This window comes from Streptomyces sp. NPDC000983, assembly GCF_040299205.1.
GTDB lineage: Bacteria > Actinomycetota > Actinomycetes > Streptomycetales > Streptomycetaceae > Streptomyces.
The window spans coordinates 25108-47444 of the sequence record NZ_JBEPBM010000022.1 but is presented as its reverse complement, the minus strand read 5'-3'; the positions used below and the strand labels follow the sequence as shown (position 1 = coordinate 47444).

16 protein-coding genes are annotated in these 22337 nt (G+C 71.2%); 14 read left to right on the top strand and 2 right to left on the bottom strand.

All coding sequences use genetic code 11. The features are described from left to right. The first annotated feature begins 124 nt into the window (after positions 1-124). The 3 genes from ABT296_RS24220 (at position 125) to ABT296_RS24210 (ending at position 2230) form a co-directional block, all read left to right on the top strand. Positions 125-748 (top strand): TetR/AcrR family transcriptional regulator, encoded by a 624-nt coding sequence (locus ABT296_RS24220; RefSeq protein WP_351930786.1) that lies wholly within the window; start codon positions 125-127, stop codon positions 746-748. 82 nt (positions 749-830) lie between these two features. Then, positions 831-1532 carry a ribonuclease HII gene (rnhB, locus tag ABT296_RS24215; protein WP_351930785.1) on the top strand — a complete coding sequence of 234 codons (702 nt, stop codon included), beginning with the start codon at positions 831-833 and terminating at the stop codon, positions 1530-1532. Between the two features lie 68 nt (positions 1533-1600). Continuing rightward, on the top strand, positions 1601-2230 hold the full coding sequence (locus ABT296_RS24210; RefSeq protein ID WP_351930697.1) for a hypothetical protein: 630 nt from the start codon (positions 1601-1603) through the stop codon (positions 2228-2230). 278 nt (positions 2231-2508) lie between these two features. Here ABT296_RS24210 and ABT296_RS24205 read toward each other — a convergent pair whose 3' ends face one another. Next, positions 2509-3135 (bottom strand): hypothetical protein, encoded by a 627-nt coding sequence (locus tag ABT296_RS24205; RefSeq protein WP_351930695.1) that lies wholly within the window; start codon positions 3133-3135, stop codon positions 2509-2511. Positions 3136-3627: 492 nt separating this feature from the next. Between ABT296_RS24205 and ABT296_RS24200 the strand changes: the two genes are divergently transcribed. From ABT296_RS24200 to ABT296_RS24165, 8 genes are all read left to right on the top strand, one after another. Further along, positions 3628-5778: a RecQ family ATP-dependent DNA helicase gene (locus ABT296_RS24200; protein WP_351930693.1), complete on the top strand. Its 2151-nt coding sequence runs from the start codon at positions 3628-3630 to the stop codon at positions 5776-5778. Between the two features lie 125 nt (positions 5779-5903). Beyond that, positions 5904-7589 (top strand): DUF4192 domain-containing protein, encoded by a 1686-nt coding sequence (locus tag ABT296_RS24195; RefSeq protein ID WP_351930691.1) that lies wholly within the window; start codon positions 5904-5906, stop codon positions 7587-7589. A 201-nt stretch (positions 7590-7790) separates the two neighbouring features. Beyond that, positions 7791-10034 carry an amylo-alpha-1,6-glucosidase gene (locus ABT296_RS24190; RefSeq protein WP_351930689.1) on the top strand — a complete coding sequence of 748 codons (2244 nt, stop codon included), beginning with the start codon at positions 7791-7793 and terminating at the stop codon, positions 10032-10034. Positions 10035-10288: 254 nt separating this feature from the next. Further along, on the top strand, positions 10289-11047 hold the full coding sequence (locus ABT296_RS24185; protein WP_351930687.1) for an NUDIX hydrolase: 759 nt from the start codon (positions 10289-10291) through the stop codon (positions 11045-11047). 135 nt (positions 11048-11182) lie between these two features. Next, the gene (locus tag ABT296_RS24180; RefSeq protein ID WP_351930685.1) at positions 11183-13087 is read left to right on the top strand and encodes an ATP-binding cassette domain-containing protein; all 1905 of its coding nucleotides are present in this window, start codon (positions 11183-11185) and stop codon (positions 13085-13087) included. A 163-nt stretch (positions 13088-13250) separates the two neighbouring features. Beyond that, complete coding sequence (locus ABT296_RS24175; protein ID WP_351930683.1) at positions 13251-14138, top strand: FadR/GntR family transcriptional regulator; 888 nt, start codon at positions 13251-13253, stop codon at positions 14136-14138. A 429-nt stretch (positions 14139-14567) separates the two neighbouring features. Next, the gene (locus tag ABT296_RS24170) at positions 14568-16100 is read left to right on the top strand and encodes an RNA polymerase sigma factor (RefSeq protein ID WP_351930681.1); all 1533 of its coding nucleotides are present in this window, start codon (positions 14568-14570) and stop codon (positions 16098-16100) included. Positions 16101-16235: 135 nt separating this feature from the next. Next, positions 16236-17102, top strand: coding sequence for a serine protease (locus ABT296_RS24165; RefSeq protein WP_351930679.1), 867 nt, complete (start codon positions 16236-16238; stop codon positions 17100-17102). A gap of 111 nt (positions 17103-17213) precedes the next feature. On the opposite strand, the gene ABT296_RS24160 is transcribed toward ABT296_RS24165, so the two are convergent. Next, positions 17214-17447 (bottom strand): DUF7455 domain-containing protein, encoded by a 234-nt coding sequence (locus ABT296_RS24160; RefSeq protein ID WP_351930677.1) that lies wholly within the window; start codon positions 17445-17447, stop codon positions 17214-17216. A 439-nt stretch (positions 17448-17886) separates the two neighbouring features. On the opposite strand from ABT296_RS24160, the gene ABT296_RS24155 reads away from it, so the two are divergent. The 3 genes from ABT296_RS24155 (at position 17887) to ABT296_RS24145 (ending at position 22269) form a co-directional block, all read left to right on the top strand. Continuing rightward, positions 17887-20010, top strand: coding sequence for a DNA gyrase/topoisomerase IV subunit B (locus ABT296_RS24155; protein ID WP_351930675.1), 2124 nt, complete (start codon positions 17887-17889; stop codon positions 20008-20010). Positions 20011-20167: 157 nt separating this feature from the next. Next, complete coding sequence (locus ABT296_RS24150) at positions 20168-20680, top strand: DUF485 domain-containing protein (RefSeq protein WP_351930673.1); 513 nt, start codon at positions 20168-20170, stop codon at positions 20678-20680. Next, on the top strand, positions 20677-22269 hold the full coding sequence (locus ABT296_RS24145; protein ID WP_351930671.1) for a monocarboxylic acid transporter: 1593 nt from the start codon (positions 20677-20679) through the stop codon (positions 22267-22269). Before ABT296_RS24150 ends, ABT296_RS24145 begins: the two co-directional genes overlap by 4 nt. The last annotated feature ends 68 nt before the right edge of the window (positions 22270-22337 follow it).

Genomic DNA, 22337 nt, shown 5'->3' with positions numbered 1-22337 from the left:
GAGTCCGTACTAGTGAACGCAAGCGTTCACTTGGCTTGTCCCCGCGCGGCGCTCCCCGCTTTCGCCGCCGCGCAGTCTCCCCAACTCCCTGAAATACCCGCTCCTTTGCTCGCTGGAGATGCTGATGGTTACCTCGCGCTGGACGGCCGCCCCCGCTCGGGCCGCCTCGCTGCGCCGGCGCGGCGCCGTGCTCGAACGCGCCATCCTCGATGCCGCACTGGAACAGCTCAGTACGGTCGGCTGGAACGGCCTCACGATGGAGGGGGTCGCCGCCGGGGCTCAGACCGGCAAGGCCGCCGTCTATCGCCGCTGGCCCTCCAAGGAGGACCTCGTCGCCGACGCGCTGCAGGCCGGACTGCCCCGTATCGACGGAGTGCCGGACCTGGGCAGTGTGCGGGACGACCTGCTGGCGCTGTGCCGTCTGGCCCGGGAGGCCATGTACTCCCGCCCCGGTTTCGCGCTCCGTGCCGTCATTCACGAGTGCGATCAGCGGCAGGCCGAACGTTTCCACAGTGTGATCTTCAGCGGTGTGGTGGAGCCTACGCTCCGGCTGCTGCGGGAGGTCATAACCCGTGGGATCGAACGGGGTGAGGTGCGGTCCGATGCTGCCAACGGATGTGTCTTCGACGCCATTCCGGCCATGATGATGTACAGGTCAAAGATGTGCGGAAGCGAATGGGGTGACGAGGAGCTGGCAGAGATGATCGATCAGCTCATGCTGCCCCTGCTCAGGCCGAGAGAGGGTTGAGGCCCGGACATGGAGGTGCTGGGGGCGTTGAGGGAAACCGGGGTGTCGCCGGGTGATCCGGGCGGCGTAGGCTATGGGCGCCATGCCGTACGAACCACCCACTCACACCGTCGAGCGCTCACTGCGCGCCACGACCGGAGCGAAGGTCATTGCCGGTGTAGACGAGGTGGGGCGCGGCGCCTGGGCCGGACCCGTCACCGTCTGTGCGGCGGTCACCGGACTGCGCCGGCCCCCCGAAGGACTCACCGATTCCAAGCTGCTCACCGTCAAGCGGCGCACTGTGCTCGCCCAGGAGCTCGAGAAGTGGGTGACGTCATACGCCCTGGGGCATGCCTCGCCCGAGGAGATCGACGAACTGGGGATGACGGCGGCGCTCCGCCTGGCCGCGGTACGGGCTCTGGAGGTGCTGCCGGTCCGGCCGGACGCCGTCATCCTCGACGGCAAGCACGACTACCTCGGCGCACCCTGGCAGGTCCGTACTGTCATCAAGGGTGACCAGTCGTGCGTGGCGGTCGCGGCGGCTTCGGTGATCGCCAAGGTTCAGCGCGACAAAATGATGGCCGAACTGGGTATCGACCATGCAGACTTCGGTTTTGCGGACAATGCCGGGTATCCGTCCCCCGTGCACAAGGCCGCGCTGGAGGAGCGGGGACCCACCCCGTACCACCGGTTGTCGTGGGCGTATCTTGATGCGTTGCCCCAGTGGCGGCATCTCAAGAAGGCCCGCAGCTGGGCGGAGCGGAGCGTTCCGGAGATCGAGGGACAGCTCGGCTTCGACTTCTGACCGTTCCGTTCGCACTCATGTGCCACCCGTTCACGTGAGCCGCACCAACGTTTGATAGATATCAGCCCATGCCTCTCATTCCCGAGGAGCCTCAGATTCACGAGAGTGCCCAGGGTCCCCGCGTCACGCCGGCCAGTGGCCGCACCGCGCCGACCCCCCGTCCCGTACCCGGTCCGCGTCCCGCGGCTCCGTCGCGTCCCGGTCGCCCCGGGCCCCCGCGGCCCACGGCGCCCGTGCAACGCACGCCCCGTGACCTGACCGCAGCCAAGCCCGGACCGTCCGGTCCGGCCGCCGCAGCACCGGTCGCGGCCACCCCGCAGATCCAGCTCATCCCGGCCTCCGCCGAGGGTGCGCTCGACGCTGCCGAGGAGGCCGTGGACCTGCTGCTGGAGTCAGGTCGTACCCCCGGTGACGTCCTGGTGGTCACCACCGGGGAGCAGCACCCGTGGGCCGCCCACGAGCTGTCCTTCGGCGAAGCCTCCTACTGGGCCCAGCACGACGCGGGCGACGACGTCTTCTACGCGGACGCCGCCGTCGCCGGGCGTGCGGCCAAGCGTGCCGTCGTCGTGGTCGCCGTCAACGGCGGGTCCGGCGCAGCCGCGACCGCGCTGCCCCTGGCCCTCGGCCGGGCCGACACCCTGCTGATCGTCTGCGGCGACCCGCAGGAGATAAACTCGGTGCTCGGCGCGGGCGTCTGAGCCGCCTCCGGTTCCTCCGGAGGCGGGCCGACGGCGGTCCATCGCCGCGGCGGTACCAGCACGGTGGGCAATTCGCCCTGCGCGGTCGAATCCCCGTCCGCACGGCGCCGACTCGGCCGACGGTGTCGGCCTCCCCGATGAGGTGTGTCGGCGCGCGAGGCGGTCGGTGTCCGTGGGGCTGCCGGTGTTCCGCGCAGCGCGGCGGGACGTGTGAGCCCCTGGTGTCCTCCGTGACAGCAGGGGGAAACGTTCCGCCAGGGTGGTCTGTGCCAGAGGTTTCAGCGTGCCGCGACGCGGCGCATGAGCTCCGAGGTCGCTCCGCCCGTGCGAGGCAGCGGGGGCGGTGACTCGGAGGTGGCGAAGGGCTCCGGCGTCGAGTCCAGGCTCGGACGCCGGCCGCCACGCCCTTCTCCGAGCACCTGCCAGCCGTCCCTCGTCAGCGTGACGTACGCGCCGCAGCGCAGTCCGTGCAGGGTGCAGGCGTCACGCAGTCCCCACATCCACGCCCCGTCCTCCGGTGTCCAGCGCGCGTCGCCGTCGCGGCAGTACAACAGGACGGCGGTACGCACGGGTGTGCGGCGGCGCAGGTCGTGCGGGATCACCCGGCGCAGCTGGTCGAGGAGGATGTTGCGGAACATCCAGCCGTCGGCCTGCGCCGTGCGGCGCGTGAACGAGGCGCTGGCCCTGATGTGCTCGTCCGGGTCGAGCACGGCCACGATCGCCGTCGCCGGTCTCGGGCGGTGCCGGGAGTGCAGCCCGCTGACGACCTCACGGGGGTTGCGCAGCAGGGGAATTCCGGCGGAGGCCCATTCGGCGGGCTCCAGCATGCGGCCCACTGTGGCGGCGGACGGGTCGGTGGAGGTCGACGTGGATGCCGCGGGGGACGGAGCGAATCCGAAGGTCACGGTCCTCCCTTCGGCTACGCGCCCACACTGAGGGCGGAATGGAATCGGGGGAGCGCGCACCACAGTGGAGCCCTGCCGGACCAAGGGCGAGCCGTGCGGGGAGCGGACTTCAATTCTTCCTGCCGAACTGAGTTGCGGCAACGAGCAATTGGAGTGACTGACCGATACGTGAAGGTATGGGTCTAATATCCCTACCCCGTGTGCCACCTGGGAACGCCTGGGGCGGGGAAGTTGTCTCGCGAGTCGACCCCATGGTGGCGATTGGTCGGTTCTGCCCGCCGCCCGGGTGCTCGGGCCCCGAGGGTCCGGCTGGTGATGACCTGATTCGGTCTACCCCCGGATCCGTACGGTATCCCGATCGAACCGTCGCGATTCGGGATCACCGAAGAACGGTCGCATGTGAACCGAGAGTGACGGCCGCCCCTGCCGGCGGGACGCACCTCGCGCGGGGCGGAGTGGCTGACTGTCAGTGCCATCGGGTTGCATGGAGCCATGGACGAAGTGGAACTCCGCGCCGAAGCCGATGCCATCCTCAGCCAGCTGGTCGGCGCTCCGGAAGGATCTGCGCGCCTGCGAGAGGACCAGTGGCAGGCGGTGGCCGCCCTGGTGCGGGAGCGCCGACGCGCCCTGGTGGTGCAGCGCACGGGCTGGGGCAAGTCGGCCGTGTACTTCGTCGCCACCGCTCTGCTGCGCCGACGCGGCTCCGGCCCCACGGTGATCGTCTCGCCGCTGCTGGCACTCATGCGCAATCAGGTCGAAGCGGCCGGGCGCGCCGGCATCCGGGCGCGCACCATCAACTCCGCCAACCCCGAGGAGTGGGACACCATCCACGAGGAGGTGGAGCGCGGCGAGACCGATGTCCTCCTGGTCAGCCCGGAGCGGCTGAACTCGGTGGACTTCCGTGACCACACGCTCCCCAAACTCGCCGCCACGACCGGACTGCTCGTGGTCGACGAAGCGCACTGCATCTCCGACTGGGGGCACGACTTCCGCCCCGACTACCGCCGGCTGCGGGCGATGCTGGCGGAACTCGCTCCCGGCGTGCCCGTCCTGGCCACCACCGCGACCGCCAACGCGCGTGTCACGGCCGACGTCGCCGAGCAACTCGGCACCGGGGCCGGTGAGGCCCTGGTGCTGCGCGGCCCACTGGACCGGGAGAGCCTGCGGCTCGGCGTGGTCCAACTGCCCGACGCCGCACACCGTCTGGCCTGGCTCGCCGAGCACCTGGACGAACTGCCGGGTTCCGGGATCATCTACGCCCTCACCGTCGCCGCGGCCGAGGAGGCCACCGCCTTCCTCCGGCAGCGAGGCTTCCCGGTCTCCTCCTACACCGGTCGCACGGAGAACGCCGACCGGCTCCAGGCGGAGGAGGACCTGCTCAACAACCGGGTGAAGGCGCTGGTGGCGACCTCCGCCCTCGGGATGGGGTTCGACAAGCCCGACCTGGGCTTCGTGGTGCATCTGGGTTCGCCGTCCTCGCCGATCGCCTACTACCAGCAGGTGGGCCGTGCGGGGCGAGGCGTCGCCCACGCCGACGTCCTGCTGTTGCCGGGCAAGGAGGACGAGGCGATCTGGCGCTACTTCGCCGACACCGCCTTCCCGCCCGAGGCCCAGGTCCGTCAGACCCTGTCGGCCCTCGCCGGAGCCGGACGGCCGCTGTCCGTGCCCGCCCTGGAGGCGGTCGTGGAACTGCGGCGCACCCGGCTGGAGACCATGCTGAAGGTGCTCGACGTCGACGGAGCGGTCAAGCGGGTCAAGGGTGGCTGGATCGCCACGGGAGCGGAGTGGGTCTACGACACCGATCGCTACGCGTGGGTGGCGCGGCAGCGCGCGGCCGAACAGCAGGCTATGCGCGAATACGCCGCCACGGCCGGCTGCCGCATGGAGTTCCTGCGTCGGCAACTGGACGACGAAGGCGCGACCGCGTGCGGCCGCTGTGACAACTGCGCCGGCCCCTGGGCGGACCCGAGCGTCACGGCGGAGGCGCTGACCGGGGCGGCCCAGGAGCTGGACCGGCCCGGTGTGGAGGTCGAACCACGGCGCATGTGGCCCACGGGCATGCCCGCGCTGGGCATCGACGTCAAGGGCCGCATCCCGGCCGGGGAGCAGTGCTCCACCGGACGCGCCCTCGGACGGCTCTCCGACATCGGGTGGGGAAACCGGCTGCGCCCGCTGCTGGCCGAGAACGCGGCGGACGGTCCGGTCCCCGAGGACGTGCTGCGCGCCGCGGTCGCGGTCCTCGCCGACTGGGCACGGTCACCCGGAGGATGGGCGTCCGAGGCGTCGGCGCGGCCCGTCGGGGTCGTGGCGGTGCCGTCCCTGTCACGGCCACAACTGGTGGGCACCCTGGCCCAGGGCGTCGCGGACATCGGGCGGCTGCCCCTGCTCGGCACGCTGACCTACACGGGCCCGGGTGGTGCGCACTCGGTGCGCCGCAGCAACTCGGCGCAACGGCTTCGGGCGCTGTCGGGGGCGTTCAGTGTGTCCGGGGAACTGGCCGGAGCCCTGGCGGACTCTCGCGGTCCGGTGCTGCTCGTGGACGACTTCACCGACTCCGGCTGGACGCTGGCGGTCGCGGCTCGGCTGTTGCGTCAGGCGGGCAGTGGGGAGGTTCTTCCTCTGGTCCTCGCCGCGGCGGGCTGAGCAGCGGGCTGAGCGCTTGCAGCGGGTGCCCGCCGAATCTGCCGTCGCTCTTGAATTGCCATGTCCCTGTTCTGAGTTATCCACAGGCTCAAGCGGAGATTCGCAATCCGCGAGATCGTCTTCGCATGACGAATCACGGCGAAACCGCTGGAAACCCCGAAAACGGAGACATCACAGGGCATCAGGCACACCCTGCGAACCAAGCCGAGTGCACCGCGTACGAAGGCAACGACAAGCGGCAGCAGGTCACGCTGCGCACCCCGGCCGAACTCGCCGACGCGCTCCCGTACCTGCTGGGCTACCGCCCCGAGGACAGCATCGTCCTGGTCGCCCTGCAGGACCGGGACGGACGTGGCCGCTTCGGCGGACGGGCCCGGCTCGGCGTCCCCGCCAACTCCGACGACTGGCCCTCCGCGGCACGACAGTTGGCCCACGGCCTGGTGACGGGCAGCGAACGCCGGGGCGCCCGCCCCGAACAGATCGTGGCCTACGTCTGTCAGGAACCCGCTCGCGGCGAGACCGGCCGACAGGTCGTGGAACGACTGCGCCCGCTGGTCCAGAAGCTGCGCGTCGAATGCGGCCACCTCGACGTACCGGTGATCGAGGCCCTGTGCATCTCCGAAGGCCGCTTCTGGTCCTACTGCTGCGTGGACGAAGGATGTTGCCCGGCCGCCGGCACCCCCATGGGGCTGCCCGGCACCTCGGTGCTGGCCGCGGCCGCCACCTACGCCGGCCTCCAAGTGCGCGGCACCCTGCGGGAACTGCGGGCCCGGCTGCTTCCGTGGGAGACCGGGGCGGCACTGGAACAGGAGGTCGCCCTCGACACCGCGGGCATGGCCCTGGTCCCACGGATCCTCGACGACTCGAGCCGGGCGGACGTCGCGGGGGAGACCCTCGAACTGGCGGAGCGCCTCATGAACCGCCTTGCCGCGGCACGACCGGTGTCCGGCACCCTCACGGCGGACCTCCGCGACGACGACCTGCTCGCCCATGACGAGGCGGCCCGGATCATTCTCGGCCTCCAGGACCGTTCGACCCGCGACCGGGCGGCCGCGTGGATGGAGGGCGACGAGGCTGCCCCGGCCCTGCGCCTGTGGCGAGCCCTGGCCCGCCGCTGCGTCGGTCCCTACAGCGAACACGCCGCGCCGCCGCTCACCCTCGCCGGCTGGGTCGCCTGGTCCATGGGCGACGAACTGGAGGCCCGCGAGGCACTCGCCATGGCCCTTGCTGCGGATCCCGACTACCTGTTCGCCCGTTTGCTCCACCAGGCCTGTAACGAAGGACTCGACCCGGAGTCGGTCCGCCGCTGCCTCCGGGCCGAACGCGCGGCAGAGGGGACGAAGACTCCGCCTGCCGACGGTACCTCTGCCACTGACAGTGCTTCCGGTACGGAGAAGACTGCCGGTACGGAGAAGACTTCCGCCACGGACAGCGCTCCCACCGCGGAAGGTGACCCCTGGTGCCGCACGCAGACCGCCGCTCCGGACACCGCTTCGGACGCCGCACCGAATATCGCCCCGGCCGATGAGCCGTCGAAGGCACCGGCTGACACCTCACTGCCGCGACCTGCCACCGACGCACCCGGGGAACAGAACGGAACCTCGCTGCGGAGGTCCGCGGACCGTCCGAAGGTACGACCGCGCAGCGGGGCCGGCCGTCCCCCCACGGCGAGGGTGCCCCGACCCCGCACACCGGGAGGCAGCACGCGTCCCGGCTCGGTGCGACAGACCCGGACCACGCGCGCACCCAGGGGACGACGTGGCGGCGCATGCCAGGAGGGGACGAATCCCGGATCGGAGGGAGAGGCGTGATCACCGCCCACGTCTCTTCCGACCGCCCCCGTTCGGCGGGGTCGCCCGCTTCCGGGCGTGACCCGGAGCAGGGTCACCCCGTTCACCTGGGTGGCGGAACACCTGGCCGGGCCGCACCGCCGACCCGTTCATGTGCATCCGGACCCCCCCACCCGGCGCCGAACACGCCCCAGGTACGCAGAGCGCAGAGGAAGCCGCCCCATGCACCAGCCGACTCCTCCCTCCGCCACCCACCACGACCGCTCACCCGGCCCCTGGCCCGAACCGTCCTCCGTCCCGGAGCACGCCGAGCCGCGTCGAGGGAGCGCGACCGACGATCCACGTCCGGACGGCAGCCATCGCCCGCCCTCAGGTGTGTCAGGCGCAACAGCCTCCCGGGTCCAACAGGCCCCGGACACGCCCCCGCTCGGCGCGCCGAGCACAACCCCGCCGCCCGCGGCCACGGCCCACCGCACCGCAGCGGCAGCCGTGCCCCCACCACCCCGCCGACCCATCGACCTGCCCCCCACGCACACCGCCCTGATCTGCGTGGCCCTCCCCGCACTCGCCATCTCCACCGAGCAGGGGCAACTGACCGGTCGCGGACTGGAGGGCTTCTACAGAGCGGGACGCCGTGTGCTCGCCCGATGCCAAGTGCGAGTCGCCGGACGCGAACCCGTTCCCGTGCACGCCGGGATGACCGGCGCGGACCGGGCGCGCTTCGTCGGGACGCTCCGAGCCTTCCCGGACGCCGGCCCGGACCCGGACGTCGTCGTCGAGCGTGTCCGGCACGCCGACGGAACCGAGCGGATCACCCTACGCAGCGCGGCCACCCGTCCCCTGCGCCTCCCGGTCGAGGTGGCCCTGGGCACGGACCTGGCCGACCTGGGCACCATCGCCGCCGGCGCCGCCGGTCGCGAACTGCCCGCCAGCGTCCACGACTCCGGCCTGCGCTGGACCGGCGACGCGGTGAGCTCGGCCGTCACGGCCACCCCGCCACCCACCGACGCCCTGGCCTCCGCGGGCCTGCTGCGCTGGGAGTTCGAGCTGCCACCGGGAGGCAGCGCGAGCGTGGAACTGCGCGTGCGGTCCGACGGAACGGGACAAGGCAGGGCGGTGGGCGGTCGTGCTTCGACGCCAAGTGCGTTGGCCTCCGCCCGCGCCTCGGGCGACCACCCCGGCGCACCGGCGCTGCTGCGCACCTCCGTCGAGGACCTCCAAGCCCTGCTGCTGCGCGATCCCGCCCATCCCACCGACACCCACCTCGCCGCGGGAGTGCCCTGGCGCTGTGGACTGGCACCGGCCGACGCGCTCGCCGCGGCCAGGATGATCCTGCCTCTGGGAACCCGGCTCGCCGCGGGCACCATGCGGACGCTGGCCCGCACCCAGCTGGGGGACGCGGGGCCGCGGTCCGGACTGATCCCCGGGCCGCGCCGGGATGCCGGCACGCATCTGCCGGCCGGTTGCACAGCCACGGAAGCCACGCTGCTCTTCCCCGCGCTCCTGGCCGAGGCCCGCCGCTGGGGGCTCCCGGACAAGGAGACGGAGGCGCTGCTCCCCACCGCCGAGCGGTGCCTGACCTGGCTGCGGACGACCGTGGGCGACGGCACCTACCTCCAGGACCCCCACCCCGGCGGACCACAACGGTGCGAGACCCAGGCACACGCCCACCGCGCGGCCCTGCTCGGCGCCGACCTGCTCGACGCCTTCGGCAGGCCCGGCGGGCCCGGACTGCGCCAGTGGGCGAGGACTCTGCGCACCGCCTTCCAGCGGGACTTCTGGATCGACGACCTCGCGGGAGGCAGACCGGCGGTCGCCCGGGCCCCGGACGGACGGCTCGTACCCCACTTCGGCGCGGCCACGGCACACCTCCTCGACACCGGCCTGCTCGGCGGAGGCGAGACGGCACCCGGACTCCTCGACAAGGTGCAGACCGAGCAACTCGCCCGACTCCTCGGTGGCCCGGCGATGGACTCCGGCTGGGGACTGCGCGGCCTGAGCGCGAAGGAGACCGGGTTCAACCCCTTCGGCCACAGAGGCGGAGCCGTCCGCACCCACGAGACGGCCGTCGCCGTGGCCGGCCTGTTCGCCGCCGGATACGAGCGGGAGCCGACCGGACTGCTGCGCGGAGTCCTGGCGGCGGCCGAGGCCTTCGGCCACCGGCTCCCCGAGATGTACGGCGGAGAGCAGCGCACCGAGGGGAGCGCCCCGATTCCCCATCCGGCGGCCTGCAGACCCGCCGCCACCGCCGCTGCCGCCGGCGTGCTCCTGCTGACCTGCCTCGCGGGAATCCGTCCCGACGCCCCCGCGGGCACCGTCGCACTCCGCCCCGCCGCCGGAGCACCCCTCGGCGAGATCGTCCTCACCGGCCTGCGGGTCGCGGGCGCCCCCTTCTCGGTACGGGTCGGCCGCCTGGGAACGGCCATGGTCGAAGAAGCCGCGGACGGACTCCAACTCGGAGTGTGACGCGGACCAACAACCCACGACCAAGCTGCCCTGTGCCGGCACCCACACTCCGCCCCGGCACCCACACTCCGCCCGGCACCCACACCCCGCCCCTGCGTTCACAGCCCCGCCTCCGATCAGGGCCCATCCTCGATCCAAGCCCCGCCGCGCATCCAAGCCGCCCAAGCCAAAACCGACTCGATCACCGGTCGATGCGATCTCGACGAACCAAAGAAGGGAGTGTTTATCGTCAGGAAGACGACTATGATCGCCGCATGCCCTACGACCCGTCAGCGTTTCCGCCCTTCGCCGTAACCGTGGACCTGGTCGTGCTGACCGTGCGCCGCCATGCCCTGTGCGCGCTGGCGGTACGCAGGGGCGAACCGCCTTTCCAGGGGCGCTGGGCCCTGCCCGGCGGATTCGTACGGGAGGACGAGGACCTGTCCCAGGCCGCGGCGCGCGAACTCGCCGAGGAGACCGGCATGCGTGCCCACGACCCCGCCGCACCGGTCCAGGACAACGGTGCGCACCTGGAGCAGCTCGCCACCTATGGCGACCCCAAGCGGGATCCGCGCATGCGCGTCGTCAGCGTCGCGCATCTCGCGCTCGCCCCCGACCTGCCCGCCCCACGCGCCGGCGGCGACGCCAGCAACGCCCGCTGGGCACCGGTCGAGGAACTGCTCCAGCAGAGCGGCTACGGCCGCGACGGCGAACCCCTCGCCCCGCTCGCCTTCGACCACGCTCAGATCCTCGCCGACGGCGTGGAACGGGCCCGATCGAAGATCGAGTACTCGTCGCTGGCCACGGCGTTCTGCTCGACCGAGTTCACCGTCGGCGAGCTCCGCCGCGTCTACGAGGCGGTCTGGGGAGTGGCCCTCGATCCGCGCAACTTCCATCGCAAGGTGACCGGTACGCCGGGTTTCCTCGTCCCCACCGGCGGCACCACCACCCGCCAGGGCGGGCGACCGGCCCAGTTGTTCCGGGCCGGCGGAGCGACCCTCCTCAACCCCCCGATGCTCCGCCCCGAAGTCTGAGACGAACAGCGGCAACCCGCGGGGGCCGAGCCCGGGCGGAAACAGTGAACAGGCGGCCGGGCGCACCGACTGCCGTCCGCCGTAAGGGCCTTGCGCTGCCCGCAAAACCGGACATAGCGCGCTATCTTGCTTCGGGTGATCCAGGCCTTCGGATTGACCAGCGACCCTCGCAAGGAGCTTCCGCCCGCCGTCGACGACGTCTCGTTCGAGGCGCGCGCGGGCCATGTCACCGCGCTGCTCGGAGCAGCCGGAGCCGGCAAGACGACTGCGCTCAGACTCATGCTCGAACTCCAACAGGGCCGTGGGCTCACGCACTTCAGAGGCCGCCCCCTGCATCGCATCGCCCACCCCTCGCGCGAGATCGGCGTCCTGCTCGGTGATGTGCCGGGGCATCCCGCCCGCACGGTCCGCGGTCATCTGCGCATGCTCTGCGCGGCCGCCGGAGTCCCCGTCCGGCGCGCCGACGAAGTCCTCGAAGTGGTCGGCCTGATCAGCCTGCGCGACGAGCGCCTCGGCACCCTCTCCCGCGGCATGGACCGCCGCCTCGGCCTGGCCTGCGCCCTGCTGGCCGACCCGCACACCCTTGTCCTCGACGCCCCGGCCGACAGCCTGTCCGCGCGCGAGAGCCGCTGGCTCCACGGCGTGCTGCGCGCCCACGCCGTCCAGGGCGGCACGGTCCTGCTGACCACGTCCGACCCCAAGGAGGCAGCCCGCACCGCCCACCGCGTGATCACTCTCGACCAGGGACGGCTCGTCGCCGACCAGGACGCCGCCGACTTCTCCCGCACCCGCCTGCGCCCACGCGTCGCCGTCCGCACCCCTCACGCCGCCCGCCTCGCCGCCCTGCTCACCAAGGACGCCCGCACGGCACAGCGTTCCGTGGAGGTCGTCCGGGAGAGCGGCAACCACCTCTCGGTGTACGGCACCACCTGTGCCGACATCGGCGATCTCGCCCATCGCCACGGTGTCCTCGTCCACCAACTCGCCGACGAAATCGGTGACATGGGGCCGGGCGCGGCCACCACCCCGAGCGCGCGGCAGGACACGGAAGCGCAGAACGCGCCCCCCGGCACCGCGCTGGGCGCGGAAGCGGACGCCGCCCAGCAGGGCGCAGCAACGGGCGGCGCCCAACAGGGCGCGGAAGCCGAGGCCGAACTCGGGGCCGCCGCCGAAGAGGCCGCCGACACTCCCGGCTCTCAGGACCCGAGCCCCGGTCCCCCTCCCCCCACCCCCCACCCCTCCCTCCCGCCCCCCATCTCCGTCCGCTCCGCCCCCAGCCCCCTGCGTCCTCTGCGGTACGAACTCCGTCGTGCCGCCGGGATCGGGACCGGGTTCCTCACCGCGGCCACCGTGCTGGTGGTCTCCGCGGTCATGGCCGTGGGGCTCGCCCGCGTCGGGCACACCCCGCAGGCGAGGCTGCTGGCCGCCTGGCCTCGGGAGCTGCCGTTGCCGCCGGCGGCGCTCGGGGCGGGGCTGCTCGGCGCGCTGGCGTTCGGTGACGAGTTCCGTCATCCCGCGCTCGCGGCGGACCGCGGCACGGTGCCCCGGAGGCTGGGGCTGCTGGCGGCCAAGCTCCTGGTCTCCGGGGCGACCGCGCTGGCGCTGGCCGTACTCACGGTGGGGTGTGACGCGGAGGTGCTGTATCTCGTATACGGGCGGGAGCTCGCGGAGGTTCCCGCGGAGTGGCTTTCGCTGGGGGTGAGTTGGGTGGGGCTGGTGGTGGGGTGCGCCTGGGCCGGGGTGCTGGCGGCAGGGGTGTTCCGGTCCACCGCCGCCGGGCTGGCCGCGGTGGTGGCGGTGCCCGTACTTGTCGTACCTGTGGTGCACAAGGTGCTGGAGGGGCCCGAGGTGCGGTCGGCGGCCGGGTTTCCGATGCGGCTCAGGGAAGTGCTGCTGACGCAGTGGCCGTTCGGGGGCGAGCGCTATCTGGCGGCCGCGGCGCGGGTGATCGCCCAACCCGTGGGTGGAGCGCTGACGTTGTCCCTGATGGCATTGCTGTGCGCGTATCTGCTCACTACGGTGCGCGGAAGGGTCAGATGACGACCGTCAATGAGCTTCCTGTACCTCATGTGCACACAACTCCCCTTGGGAAGCCCATTTCTTTCCGATAAGGCGTCAATTGCGACGGGGTGAGCGATCACCCTTTCGTGTGCTTTTCACCAAAGACCTCAAGGGAGTTGAGGAGGACGCCGACAACTGATCCGTGAGTACCCTTGCGCACACCATGATGACCGCCGCCCGCGCCGCCGACTCCGGTCTTGTCGGCCCGGGCGAACTCGACCGCTACCCCTACGCCGAGGCGCCCGTCGCCGACCGCGTCGGACTCCCCGCCTGGGAGGGCGGGGAACCGGAGCTGGGCCGCGTGGGCCGACGTGCGGCCGGCAGCCGTGGACGCGGGCTGCACGGCCAACTCGTCCAGCAGCTCGGACAGATGATCGTCTCCGGCGACCTGGGCGCCGACCGCCCCCTGGTGCCCGAGGAGATCGGACAGCGTTTCGAGGTCTCCCGCACCGTGGTCCGTGAGTCGCTCCGCGTTCTGGAGGCCAAGGGCCTGGTCAGTGCCCGCCCGAACGTCGGCACGCGCGTGCGCCCCGTCAGCGACTGGAACCTCCTCGACCCGGACATCATCGAGTGGCGGGCCTTCGGACCGCAGCGCGACGACCAGCGCCGGGAGCTGAGCGAGCTGCGCTGGACGATCGAACCGCTCGCCGCGCGCCTCGCCGCCGGGCACGGCCGTGAGGACATCCAGCAGCGGCTGGCCGACATGGTCGAGATCATGGGGCACGCCCTGGGGCAGGGCGACGCCCTGACCTTCTCGCGCGCCGACGCCGAGTTCCACTCCCTGCTGCTCCAGGTCGCCGGCAACCGCATGCTGGAACACCTGTCCGGGATCGTCTCGGCAGCGCTCCAGGTCTCCGGCGGTCCGGTCACGGGCTGTGACCGTCCGACCGAGTCCTCGCTGGCGCACCACGCGCGCATCGTCGACGCCCTCGCCGCCGGTGACTCCGGGGCGGCCGAGGCGGCGATGCGGCAGCTTCTCACCGTTCACCCCGAGGTGGAGCGCGTGGTGCCCGCCCCGCGCGAGCACTGACCGCGCCCCACGGGCGGCGCGGCCGGGGATGCCCACCCCCTCCTGTGGCATCGCTCGGCCGACGCACCGCCCCTCGTCGGACCCCGCAGGATCCCGGTGATCCTGCGGGGTCCGAGGGTGCGGCGGGGCGGCGGCGAAGGCGGCGAGCCACCCGGCTCACCTCTCGGCTGAACCCTTATGTCTAGGTCTGACAGTATTTGATCGCTTACGGGGTGTGACTCGGGCCACGCAGATTGGGCGTAACGCTCGTGGAAACAACGCGATGACCTAAGAGGTGACAGCCGCGGAGGGAATACGGACGCCACATCAGGCGCTGTGCATCTTCCCGGCCCCCGCCCGCACCGTCGGCCCATCCCCAGGTCGGTGGTCGGCTCCTGTCCGCTGTGGACGGGGCCGGAAGCCGTTTTCCAACGTTCCGAGAGGTTGTTCGTGTCGGCCAGCACATCCCGTACGCTCCCGCCGGAGATCGCCGAGTCCGTCTCTGTCATGGCGCTCATTGAGCGGGGAAAGGCTGAGGGGCAGATCGCCGGCGATGACGTGCGTCGGGCCTTCGAAGCTGACCAGATTCCGGCCACTCAGTGGAAGAACGTACTGCGCAGCCTCAACCAGATCCTCGAGGAAGAGGGTGTGACGCTGATGGTCAGTGCCGCGGAGCCCAAGCGCACCCGAAAGAGCGTCGCAGCGAAGAGTCCGGCCAAGCGCACCGCCACCAAGACGGTCGCGGCGAAGACGGTGACCACCAAGAAGGCCACCGCCACCGCCACGCCCGCGGCACCCGCGGCCGAGGCCTCCGCCGAGGGCGAGGCGCCCGTGAAGAAGGCCGCCGCCAAGAAGACGGCGACCGCCAAGAAGACCGTCGCCAAGAAGACGGCGGCCAAGAAGACGGCGGCCAAGAAGACCACCGGCAAGGACGACGCCGAGGTCGCCGAGGACGAGGTCCTCGAGGACATCAAGCCCGGCGAAGAGGAAGAGGAGGGCGGCGAGAGCAAGGGCTTCGTCCTCTCCGACGACGACGAGGACGACGCGCCCGCCCAGCAGGTCGCCGTGGCAGGCGCCACCGCCGACCCGGTCAAGGACTACCTCAAGCAGATCGGCAAGGTCCCGCTGCTCAACGCCGAGCAGGAGGTCGAGCTCGCCAAGCGCATCGAGGCCGGTCTGTTCGCCGAGGACAAGCTGGCCAACGCCGACAAGCTCGCCCCCAAGCTCAAGCGCGAGCTGGAGATCATCGCCGAGGACGGCCGCCGCGCCAAGAACCACCTGCTGGAGGCCAACCTCCGACTGGTGGTCTCCCTGGCCAAGCGCTACACCGGCCGCGGCATGCTCTTCCTGGACCTGATCCAGGAGGGCAACCTCGGTCTGATCCGCGCGGTCGAGAAGTTCGACTACACCAAGGGCTACAAGTTCTCCACGTACGCCACCTGGTGGATCCGTCAGGCGATCACCCGCGCCATGGCCGACCAGGCCCGCACCATCCGTATCCCGGTGCACATGGTCGAGGTCATCAACAAGCTCGCGCGCGTGCAGCGCCAGATGCTCCAGGACCTGGGCCGCGAGCCCACCCCGGAGGAGCTGGCCAAGGAACTCGACATGACCCCCGAGAAGGTCATCGAGGTCCAGAAGTACGGCCGCGAGCCCATCTCGCTGCACACCCCGCTGGGCGAGGACGGCGACAGCGAGTTCGGTGACCTCATCGAGGACTCCGAGGCCGTCGTCCCGGCCGACGCGGTCAGCTTCACGCTTCTGCAGGAGCAGCTCCACTCGGTGCTCGACACCCTGTCCGAGCGCGAGGCGGGCGTCGTCTCGATGCGCTTCGGTCTCACCGACGGTCAGCCGAAGACCCTCGACGAGATCGGCAAGGTCTACGGCGTGACGCGTGAGCGGATCCGCCAGATCGAGTCCAAGACCATGTCGAAGCTGCGCCACCCGTCGCGTTCCCAGGTGCTGCGCGACTACCTCGACTAGATCGCGGACGCTTACGACGCCGAAGGCCCGGTTCCCCTCGTGGGGACCGGGCCTTCGTGTTCCGCGCGGGTGCGGGGCGCGGCGGGGTGGATCACTCTGGGTTTCCCACGGCAACCCCTGAGTGAGGAGTCCGTCATGCGTCGTCCCCTGGTCCGGGCGCTGGCCCGGCCGCTGGCCCTGGCCGCCGCCGCGGCCGTCATACCCTTCGCCTCCGCCGCCCCGGCGGCCGCCGACAGCGTCGTCGTCGGCGGTTTCCCGGTCGATGTGGCCGACAGCCCGTGGACGGTGGCGCTGTCCAGCCGTGACCGGTTCGGGGGTACCCGCTCGGGTCAGTTCTGCGGCGGCGTGGCCGTCGGCCCCTCCACGGTCCTCACGGCGGCCCACTGCATGGGCGAGGACGTCCTGGGGGCGCCTCCGGGCCGGGTCGCCGACCTGAGAGTCATCGCGGGCCGCACCGACCTGCGCTCGGACGAGGGCCGGGAGATCGCCGTCCGCGAGACCCGTGTGAACCCCGGGTACGACGCCGACACCAACGCGGGGGACTTCGCCGTGCTCACCCTGGCGGAGCCGCTGCCCCAGGAGGCGGTGATCGAGGCGGCGGCGGCCGGGGACACGGCGTACACGTCGGGGACGGCCGCCATGGTCTACGGCTGGGGGGACGCGACCGGGGGCGGCGACTACGCGTCCGGCCTGCGGGCAGCCCGCGTGCACGTACTGGCCGACGGTCTGTGCGAGCGCGCCTACCCGGGCGGCGGCGACGGCTCCTACCTCGCCGACAGCATGCTGTGCGCCGGTGAGGCGCTCGGCGGCCGGGACGCCTGTCAGGGGGACAGCGGAGGGCCCCTGGTGGCCCAGGGGCGGCTGATCGGGCTGGTCTCCTGGGGCAGCGGCTGTGGCCGTCCGGGCAGCCCAGGGGTGTACACGCGGGTCTCCGACGTGCTGACGAAGCTGGGGTGGGACGGGGCGCCCGAGGCCGCCGAAGGGGCCCGTAGGGCCTCCTGAGCGGTCCACGGCGGCTCGGACACACATGAGGGCGGCTGTCCCTGGAGATCAGGGGCAGCCGCCCTCACGCCGGCCTAATGCCTGGAGCTGGCTCGTCGTGGACGCGAGTGGTCAGCGCTCTTCTTCTTCGGAGGCGTTGGAGGGAACGGTCGTCAGCCGCTCCGTCTCGTCCTGTATCTCAGCGGCGATCTTCTTGAGTCCCGGCTCGAACTTGCGGCCGTGGTGGGCGCAGAAGAGCAGTTCTCCGCCGCTCAGCAGCACGACGCGCAGGTATGCCTGGGCGCCGCAACGGTCGCAACGATCGGCGGCCGTCAGCGGGCTCGCGGGGGTCAGAACAGTAGTCACGTCGCCTCTTCTCTAGCTCGACGAGCTGTCGTACCAGGGTCAACATCCAACCAGCCCGAATTCGTTCCCGCTCGGGGCTTCTCGTTGAAAATTCTTTCCGGGCGGCTGGCTGCTGCCGGTTGGCGGCGAATGTGCCGTATCGCGTGTCTGTGTGTCGTACGGGTTCGCGCTGTGGTCGGTGTCGGTCCGTCCGGCTGGATTGCCGGTTTGTTCATGAGGACGTGCCCGGAGCCTAAATGGTTCATGCCCGGAAGGGAACGTGATATGTACTTCACTCCATCGAGGGATCGAACACCCATACGACACTGGACTAGTCTTCACGGGAGACGAGGGTGGCGTTACATCGGCTCTACCAGGCCTCGGTACCCTCTGAGCGGCGACCGAAGCCGCGCCCTTACCCACAAGGGTGCCAATTGAAATTCAGCGAGGAGCGAACCGCGTGACCGCCGAGACGTCCGTGCCGTCCACTGCGCTGCTGGCAGGAGCAGACCGGGACGGTTCCAACTACACCGCGCGGCACCTGCTCGTCCTCGAGGGGCTCGAGGCCGTACGCAAGCGCCCGGGCATGTACATCGGCTCGACCGACAGCCGCGGCCTGATGCACTGCCTCTGGGAGATCATCGACAACTCCGTGGACGAGGCCCTCGGGGGCTACTGCGACCACATCGACGTCGTCCTCCACGACGACGGCTCGGTCGAGGTCCGGGACAACGGCCGGGGCATCCCCGTCGACGTCGAGCCCAAGACCGGCCTGTCCGGTGTCGAGGTCGTGATGACCAAGCTGCACGCCGGCGGCAAGTTCGGCGGCGGCTCCTACGCGGCCTCCGGCGGCCTGCACGGCGTCGGCGCCTCCGTGGTGAACGCCCTGTCCGCCCGGCTGGACGTCGAGGTGGACCGCGACGGCGGCACCCACGCCATCAGCTTCCGGCGCGGTGTCCCCGGGGCCTTCGCCGGCACCGGGGCCGAGGCCAAGTTCGACGCCACCGGGGGACTGCGCAAGACCAAGCGGATCCCCAAGACCCGCACCGGTACGCGCGTGCGGTACTGGGCCGACCGGCAGATCTTCCTCAAGGACGCCAAGCTCTCCCTGGAGCACCTGCACCAGCGCGCCCGCCAGACCGCCTTCCTGGTCCCCGGCCTCACCATCGTCGTGCGTGACGAACTCGGCCTCGGCCAGGACGGCAGCAAGGGTGAGGAGTCGTTCCGCTTCGACGGTGGCATCAGTGAGTTCTGCGAGTACCTCGCCACCGACAAGCCGGTCAACGACGTCCTCCGCTTCTCCGGTCAGGGCACCTTCCGGGAGACGGTTCCGGTCCTGGACGCGCACGGCCAGATGACGCCGACCCAGGTCACCCGCGAACTCGACGTCGACGTCGCGATGCGCTGGGGCACGGGCTACGACACGACCCTGAAGTCGTTCGTGAACATCATCGCCACCCCCAAGGGCGGCACCCATGTCGCGGGCTTCGAGACGGCCGTCACCAGCACGATCAACGAGGTGCTGCGGGCCAAGAAGATGCTGCGCGTCGCCGAGGACGACATCGTCAAGGACGACGCCCTGGAGGGCCTCACCGCCGTCGTCACCGTGCGTCTGGCCGAACCTCAGTTCGAGGGTCAGACCAAGGAGGTCCTCGGCACCTCGGCCGCCCGGCGCATCGTGAACACCGTGATCACCAAGGAGCTCAAGGGCTTTTTGACCTCCACCAAGCGGGACGCGGCCGCCCAGGCCCGGGTGATCATGGAGAAGGCGGTCGCCGCGGCACGTACGCGGATCGCCGCCCGCCAGCACAAGGACGCGCAGCGCCGCAAGACGGCACTGGAGTCGTCCTCGCTGCCCGCCAAGCTCGCCGACTGCCGCAGTGACGACGTCGGGCGCAGCGAGCTGTTCATCGTCGAGGGCGATTCCGCGCTCGGAACCGCCAAGCTCGCCCGGAACTCGGAGTTCCAGGCGCTGCTGCCGATCCGGGGCAAGATCCTCAACGTCCAGAAGTCGTCCGTGACCGACATGCTGAAGAACGCCGAGTGCGGCGCGATCATCCAGGTCATAGGAGCGGGCTCGGGCCGGACCTTCGACATCGACGCGGCCCGCTACGGCAAGATCGTGATGATGACCGACGCCGATGTGGACGGCTCCCACATCCGCTGCCTGCTGCTGACGCTGTTCCAGCGCTACATGCGGCCCATGGTCGAGGCCGGGCGGGTCTTCGCGGCCGTGCCGCCGCTGCACCGGATCGAGCTGGTCCAGCCCAAGAAGGGCCAGGACAAGTACGTGTACACGTACTCGGACCGCGAGCTGCGCGACAAGCTCATGGAGTTCCAGAGCAAGGGCGTCCGCTACAAGGACTCGATCCAGCGCTACAAGGGCCTCGGCGAGATGGACGCCGACCAGCTGGCCGAGACCACGATGGACCCGCGCCACCGCACCCTGCGCCGGATCAACCTCTCCGACCTGGAAGCGGCCGAACAGGTCTTCGACCTGCTGATGGGCAACGACGTCGCCCCGCGCAAGGAGTTCATCTCCTCCTCGGCGGCGACGCTGGACCGCTCGCGCATCGACGCGTAGTACGTGGGCCGGGGTGGGCACGGCCGGGCAACGGCCGCGCCCACCCCGGCCCGCGCGTGAGCGCGGGGGACACGCCTCCGGAGCGCATATCACCTGATGGGGTGAAGCCGGAAAGGAACAAGAGTCGGGGATCTTCCCGTTCTGTCCATCCTTGGGCATGCACTCAAGCAACGGTCACCTCCGCGCGAGCGAGGGTGGTCCCGACAGCGCGTACCCGGTCGAGGCGCCGGGGAGCGTACGGTACGACGACCCCTGGTACGACGCCCTCGCCGCCGGCTGGGGCGAGTCCGACGACGTTCCCGCACCCGCACCGCCCGCCCGCCCGGAGCAGGTCACGGCCGCGGAGGTCTACCTGGAGGTGCAGCGCAGCGCCGCCTTCCAGGAAGTGCGCAGCCGGTACCGGAGGTTCGTGGTGCCGGCCGTCGCCGGGTTCCTCGCCTGGTACTTCTGCTACATCGTCGCCGCCACCACCGCACCGGGGCTGATGGCCCGGCCCGTGTTCGGCGCGGTCAACGTGGCGATGCTCGCCGGGCTCGGCCAGTTCCTCACCACCTTCCTGCTCACCTGGGCCTACGCCCGCCACGCCCGGCTGCGCCGGGACCGGGCGGCGCTCGAACTGCGCTGGGACACCCAGGAGCTGACCCGCGGCGCGAGAGGCGGCGCCTCGTGACGGGTGATCACCAGACCCTGGCGCTGCTGCTGTTCAGCGCGTTCATCGCCGTCACCCTGGCCATCACCACCTGGGTGAGCCGCCACCGGCAAGGCTCGGCCGAGGAGTTCTACGCCGGCGGCCGGCTCTTCTCGCCGATGGAGAATGGTTTTGCCATCGCCGGTGACTACATGTCGGCCGCGTCCTTCCTCGGCATCTCCGGTCTCATCGCGCTCTACGGCTACGACGGACTGCTGTACTCGGTGGGCTTCCTGGTGGCCTGGCTGGTGGTGCTCTTCCTCGTCGCCGAACTGGTCCGCAACTGCGGCCGGTTCACCCTCGCCGACGTGGTGGCCGCACGCATGAACGAACGGGCCGTGCGGATCGCGGCGGGAACTTCCTCGGTCACTGTGTCCGTTCTGTATCTGGTGGCGCAGATGGTGGGCGCGGGCACCCTGGTCGCGCTCCTCCTCGGCGGTCAGGGCGAGGCCGCGCAGACCTGGACCGTCATCGGCGTCGGCGCGCTCATGGTGATCTATGTGTCGTTGGGAGGGATGCGGGCCACCACCTGGATCCAGATCGTCAAGGCGGTCCTGCTGCTGGGCGGAACCGTCGCGCTGACCGTGCTCGTCCTGGTGCGCTTCCACGGCGACTTCGACCAACTGCTGCTCACCGCCTCCGAACGCAGCGGCCACGGCGAGTCGTTCCTCGCACCCGGGCTCAAGTACGGCGCCGACTGGACGGCACGCTTCGACTTCATCAGCCTCGGAGTCGCCCTGGTGCTCGGCACCGCCGGACTGCCGCACATCCTGTCCCGCTTCTACACCGTGCCCACCGCACGGGCGGCCCGGCGCTCGGTGGTCTGGTCGATCGGCCTGATCGGCGGGTTCTACCTGATGACGATCGTCCTCGGCTTCGGTGCGGCCGCGATCGTCGGCACCGACGAGGTGCGCGCCTCGAACGCCGCCGGGAACACCGCGGTACCGCTGCTCGCGCTCGACCTGGGCGGCGGCGCCGGATCCACCGGGGGGACGGTCCTGTTCGCGGTCGTCGCCGCCGTGGCCTTCGCCACCATCCTCGCCGTGGTCGCCGGCATCACCCTCGCCTCCTCGGCGTCCGTCGCCCACGACCTGTACGCGTCGCTGCGGCGCCGAAAGACCGAGCCGCGCAGCGAGGTCGCCGTCGCCCGTGTCGCCGCGGTCGGGATCGGCGTGGTCGCCATCGCCCTCGGCCTGCTGGCCCGCGACCTCAACGTCGCCTTCCTGGTGGGCCTCGCCTTCGCCGTCGCCGCCTCCGCCAACCTGCCCGTGCTGCTCTACTCGCTGTTCTGGCGGGGTTTCACCACCCGGGGCGCCGTCTGGGCCGTGTACGGCGGTCTCGTCCCGGCCGTGACACTCGTCCTGCTGTCGCCGGTGGTGTCCGGCAGCCCCGAATCCCTCTTCCCCGGCGTCGACTTCCAGTGGTTCCCGCTCCAGAACCCCGGCATCGTCTCCATCCCGCTGGGCTTCGTCGCCGGCTGGCTCGGCACCGTCACCTCCACCGAGGTGCCGGACGAGGCCAAGCACGCGGAGACCGAGGTGCGTTCCCTCACCGGAGCGGGGGCGGCGTAACGGACCGGTGGCCGCCGGAGACAACCGCGCTCCGGATCCGTATCCAGGTACGGGGCCACGGCCGCTTC

What these genes read in the sequence shown, in the direction of transcription:
- ABT296_RS24220 (WP_351930786.1), top strand. Translation starts at nt 125, where the DNA reads ATGGTTACCTCGCGCTGGACGGCCGCCCCCGCTCGGGCCGCCTCGCTG.
- rnhB (WP_351930785.1), top strand. Translation starts at nt 831, where the DNA reads ATGCCGTACGAACCACCCACTCACACCGTCGAGCGCTCACTGCGCGCC.
- ABT296_RS24210 (WP_351930697.1), top strand. Translation starts at nt 1,601, where the DNA reads ATGCCTCTCATTCCCGAGGAGCCTCAGATTCACGAGAGTGCCCAGGGT.
- ABT296_RS24200 (WP_351930693.1), top strand. Translation starts at nt 3,628, where the DNA reads ATGGACGAAGTGGAACTCCGCGCCGAAGCCGATGCCATCCTCAGCCAG.
- ABT296_RS24195 (WP_351930691.1), top strand. Translation starts at nt 5,904, where the DNA reads ATGACGAATCACGGCGAAACCGCTGGAAACCCCGAAAACGGAGACATC.
- ABT296_RS24190 (WP_351930689.1), top strand. Translation starts at nt 7,791, where the DNA reads ATGCACCAGCCGACTCCTCCCTCCGCCACCCACCACGACCGCTCACCC.
- ABT296_RS24185 (WP_351930687.1), top strand. Translation starts at nt 10,289, where the DNA reads ATGCCCTACGACCCGTCAGCGTTTCCGCCCTTCGCCGTAACCGTGGAC.
- ABT296_RS24165 (WP_351930679.1), top strand. Translation starts at nt 16,236, where the DNA reads ATGCGTCGTCCCCTGGTCCGGGCGCTGGCCCGGCCGCTGGCCCTGGCC.
- ABT296_RS24150 (WP_351930673.1), top strand. Translation starts at nt 20,168, where the DNA reads ATGCACTCAAGCAACGGTCACCTCCGCGCGAGCGAGGGTGGTCCCGAC.